General features: G+C 59.4%; 1 protein-coding gene. It reads left to right on the top strand.

All coding sequences use genetic code 11. The features are described 5' to 3' along the window. Positions 1-171: 171 nt before the first annotated feature. A partial coding sequence (locus EOD15_RS34870; protein ID WP_281035606.1) for a histidine kinase dimerization/phospho-acceptor domain-containing protein occupies positions 172-894 on the top strand: 723 nt, incomplete at its 3' end.

Below are 894 nucleotides of genomic sequence, written 5' to 3'. Positions count from 1 at the left end.
CCGATATTGAGGTCTCCGGGGCTGGGGGCGGCGCACCGCGCCGGCCGTGGACGACTTATGGACGGCTGCGCACTTCTTTTCCGTAGCACATTTGTGCTAATGGCAGGTCACCCCTGCTGCGTGAGACCTCTCGGTTAACAAAAAATTGACCATGCGAGGGGGAAACGCCGCATGAAATTATTGAGTGAAATGGAGTACCGATTGGCCAATGGTCTCGGGCAACTATTTGGCCTGCGAAATCCGGGAGATTTCGATACAGAGCGCTCACAAGCCATAGTCCGGGTCGTGATCGTCCTGGCGCTCGGAATGTATATCCTGCCCATGGCAGCGTCGTCGGCGACACCGGCTGAGGCGAAATGGCTTTTCGCTGTCTACGCCTTCTATATCCCGTTCTCTTTCACGATTTTGGGCTGGGTGATCCGACGCCCAGGCGTCAACCATTGGCGCCGAGCGCTGACAATCACCCACGACTACGGATCGATGACGCTCGGAATGATCGTCGGCGGGGCCCCGCTCGTGCCTGTGTTCGCGATCGTGGTGTGGGTGACGGTCGGAAACGGTCTCCGGTATGGCGGGCTTTACCTGCGCGGATCGACGGTGATGGCCCTGCTGTCCATCGGCGTCGTGACCTATTACAGCGACTACTGGCGTGCCAATCCATACATGGTGTTGACGCTGTTCTGTACCGCGTTGCTGGTCCCTATGTATATCTACCTGCTGCTGGCGCGGCTGCATCGCGCCTACGAGGCGGCACAGGAAGCGAGCCTGTCCAAATCGCGGTTTCTGGCACAAGCGAGCCATGACCTGCGCCAGCCGATCCACGCCATAAGCCTGTTCACTGCGTGTCTGCGTGAGGCGGGCCTGCGGCCGAACGAACTGCAGATGGTGGACAAT

It is taken from the genome of Mesorhizobium sp. M7A.T.Ca.US.000.02.2.1 (assembly GCF_003996995.1).
GTDB lineage: Bacteria > Pseudomonadota > Alphaproteobacteria > Rhizobiales > Rhizobiaceae > Mesorhizobium.
The sequence above is the reverse complement of the archived record's forward strand: the minus strand, read 5'-3'. Positions and strand labels throughout refer to the sequence as shown.